The organism is Candidatus Poriferisodalis multihospitum (assembly GCF_028283155.1).
GTDB lineage: Bacteria > Actinomycetota > Acidimicrobiia > Acidimicrobiales > Poriferisodalaceae > Poriferisodalis > Poriferisodalis multihospitum.
Window position 1 is genome coordinate 1 of record NZ_JAPYOK010000006.1, and the last position, 3,524, is coordinate 3,524.

Genomic DNA, 3,524 nt, shown 5'->3' on the forward strand with positions numbered 1-3,524 from the left:
CCTTATCGAGGGTGCCGACCACCGCATCCGTCACGATCCGCGAGCGGTGGCCATCCTGCTCGGCTGGCTGGAGCGCCAAGCAGCCGCCCAGTACGCCTAACCCGCCTTCAGAACTCTTTTGAGTACATCAGTGGTTTGCTCGCGACACCTCTACGTGTCTCATTGCGACGAATCACGACTCGTGGGCGAGTAGAGAGTCGAGAATCCTGAGCGCGTCACCACGCACCAAGTCGTCGTGATGAGCCTGATTGCGGTAGGTCCGAAGGCAGGCGTAGCAACTCGCGTCTTCCGCACACTCGCATCCTCGGACGATCTTCTGCGCCCCGGCAAGGACTTGCTCAAGTTCTTCACGAATCAACCGCACGTAGCCAGCCCCGCCGGGCACCGAGTCGAAGACGATGAGCGCAGTGCCGCCGCCATCTGGAAGCGGACGCAGCGTTCCGTCGACGTCGTCGGACGGTATGCCGAGCACAGGGGTTGCAGACAGCAGCGACTGCAAAGCACTGCGCGCCTCGCGATAGTTGAGTGGCATTTTCAGGTCGAGTTCGAGCACATCGGTCAGATATGAATGGCCGAGGTCAACAACGCTCAAGCGCCCCCGGCACTCCCGTTGCGAGCCAGGCCTGCTGTGGCTTGTCGGCGGCCTTCTTCGACCTTGTCCGACGAGAGGTTCCCCGTGCCCGCAGGTCAAGCACACTCGGAAACCAGCCATAGCTGGACCTGTGTTGATCGCAGTGATCTGGCCTTGGCGGCTGAAACGAGCGCTGATTGTCGAGCCACCGATCGACACCTGCTCCCAATCGGGCGGTTGACCTTCGTAGTCGCTGAAGAACGAACGTGCCCAACCCGTTCGTGGCGGACGAGTCTCTCCCGGTTGGTCCCGACTTCTATGGCCCACGAAGCCGAACTGCGGCACTACGAACTGTCGCTCGACCAGTGATCGGCCACAGGCACGGCACGGCGGTGTGGCATGCTGATCTGTGGGGTCGAAGTCAGGTCGCATGCGAAAGTCGCCACACGACTTGCATTCGGAGTACGAGCGGGCGAATAGAGCCCGGCCAGGAAGCGTTCGCAGCCCGTCGGATTCCCAGATGGCCTTCTTCGCTACGACCTTGGAGCCAGGCGCGTACTCAGTGATGCCCCAGCGCAGATCTCTATTGAGGTCAAGCGTTTGCGCATCACGGTCGCCATCGCGCCACAGATCCAGTACGGCGACGTCAACGGGGAATCCGTACTTTGGCAGAACGACCCGCGTTGCCAGACAGTCGATCAGTCGGCGTCCCTCCAAGGTTGCCCGGACGCGCCAGAGTGCGGCGCGGCGGCGAGCTTGCCCAGCCGCGGCCTCGGAGTTCATCGGGCTGGGTGCGAAGCCACTCGACGAAATCGTCTACCGCTGGGGGCTGGTCATCTCCGGGGCGAAAGAACGATGCCACATCGTTGTGGGGTTCGCCCCCCTGGTCGACGGTGCGTCGCTCGAACGCAGCAAATGCCACAGCGTGGATGTGTCGTCGGACGATCTGTGAATTCTGGAGCGAAACGATGGGGACTTCGACACGTCCGTCAATGAGCCGCTGCGGTTCTCTGAAGTGGTGAAGATCATGGCTGCGGCGCTGCGCGAAGGTGACAACTAGCGCCGACTTGCCGGCCCTGCGGCCAGCGCGCCCCGCCCGCTGCACGTAGTTGGCTGGCGTGGGCGGAACATTTCGCATCAAGACTGCCTGCACATCGCCGACGTCCACTCCAAGCTCGAACGTGGTGGTGCAGCTCAGCGCGTTTGTTCGCCCTTCGAGGAAGTCCTGCTGATACGTCCGCGCTTGTTCGGCGGAGAGTTGGCCGGTGTGTTCTTGAACGCTCATGCCGGAGGGAATGAGGGTTGTGTAGAGACGTGCGTAGTGATCGGAGGCAGCGGAGTCCGCATCGGTAACGTTCCGCAGCGAGCCATCGCACTGCCATGTGGGGCATACATTGAGAACATTCCGCCACGCGATCTGTCGGCACACTGTGCAGATATAGGCGGGATGCTCAGTTCGTCTCAACGCAAACACGACGCGCTCGGAATCGATAGCGAAGGTGGTTCCCGACCGCCCCGTCGTTCGGGGCCGAAGCACCTTCTCCCAGTCGCTGCCTCGGTCGGTCAGCCATCTCCACAGCCCGTCAAGGACTTCTCGCGCGTCCACCGCCGCTCCCTGCCGGTTCACGACCTTGCGCACGTAATCGATCCGGCGATTCGTGCCTCGCGTGGGCAACCACGACAGGATTTTGGGGGCGCTGCGTTCAGCGCGAACGGTCGTGACAGCGTTGCGCGGGGCAAATGCCTGATCATCTATGTCCACTCCGTCCGGTAGCCAAACAGCAGCCTGGAGGCGCAAGGTGTCCAGCAGGACAGCAACCATGTCGCGGGCCTCGGCCTCACCGAATCCGAGCCGCAGGAGGCCCTCGGGTGGTCGCGAACGTCGTGGCGGAGCGATAGCAATCTCTGCTAGGCCGGTGCCGTCGAGACTCTGGCGACGATCTGTTGCCAGAATCTCTGCCATCAACCACGTTCGGACCTGTCGCCGCTGCGATTCTCCACTGGTATCTGGGTCGAGCACAAGATGATCTGTTGCAAGTCTTCGGACTCGCTCGACAAGGTCGTCGAACCACAGATCTTCCTCGTTCACTTGGTTGAGGGCCAACCAGATCATTCGTCGTTGAATCGCCCGGGCATAGGTTCGTTCAAGGTACGGAGCGAAAAAGGCAGCGTCTTGGCGGCTGTCTGCGAATGTCAGCAGCTTGCGGCCTTCGCCGATCTGAGGCTCGATGTCGGGCGGCGTCCTTGCTGGAGGGAGTGCCTGGTAGAGGCTGGTCGCGGCTACGGCCACCGGCGCATCCTGGCCCGTGAAGAATCGAAGCACGATCTCACCGTTCGTGCGCCCAGAGCATGCAGGGCATCGACGAAGCGGGTCGTTCGGCCGCTTGGACCGCGCGAAGAGCATCCGCTGGAGAGGCGCGGCGGTGCCACACGGGCACTGTTGTCCCCGCGATTCGCTCAATCGGCCGCATGCCGTACATAGGTGTCGTTCGTCGAGATCTGATTCGACGTCGTCATCGTCAACGACTGCAGCCTCGTCCTCGTCCTCGTCATCGGATGCGGGGGGCCTACTCAGCAGTAGGTAGGCGAGACTCGTCCGCTGAGGTGGTGCTTGCACCAACCGTGCCGACGGCTCAGTTTCCACTGAATCTGCTTCGACCTCATGTACGAGGCCAACGAGAAAGCCGGCGCCGCAGCGAACGCAGAGACCGAGTTCGAACATCTGTGAGTCGATCCCACGTACAGCGCAACTCGGACAGACTTTGTGACGCTCGAGCTGCACCCATGGCTCCGTGGCGTCGTGCGCGGTGGATCGGCACACGAATGCGCCCTCGAGGGCTCGCAGCAGGTAGTGGTGGCGGGCCGGCGCGTGGCGCCGGGCATGCGCACCCTGGTGGTGCCGGGTTCGATGCAGGTGAAGCACCAGGCCGAGGCCGAGGGGCTGCACGAGGTG

At 62.7% G+C, this 3,524-nt stretch carries 2 protein-coding genes and 1 pseudogene; 1 reads left to right on the forward strand and 2 read right to left on the reverse strand.

The features are described 5' to 3' along the window. Window positions 1–172: 172 nt before the first annotated feature. Window positions 173–553 carry a DUF1998 domain-containing protein gene (locus VI480_RS00120; RefSeq protein ID WP_323670776.1) on the reverse strand — a complete coding sequence of 127 codons (381 nt, stop codon included), beginning with the start codon at window positions 551–553 and terminating at the stop codon, window positions 173–175. Window positions 554–1,217: 664 nt separating this feature from the next. Next, a complete protein-coding gene (locus tag VI480_RS00125) occupies window positions 1,218–2,894 on the reverse strand; it encodes a helicase-related protein (RefSeq protein ID WP_323670777.1) in 1,677 nt (558 codons plus the stop codon). A 528-nt stretch (window positions 2,895–3,422) separates the two neighbouring features. On the opposite strand from VI480_RS00125, the pseudogene VI480_RS15435 reads away from it, so the two are divergent. Next, a pseudogene (locus VI480_RS15435) lies at window positions 3,423–3,524 on the forward strand (aconitase family protein); the annotation flags it as partial.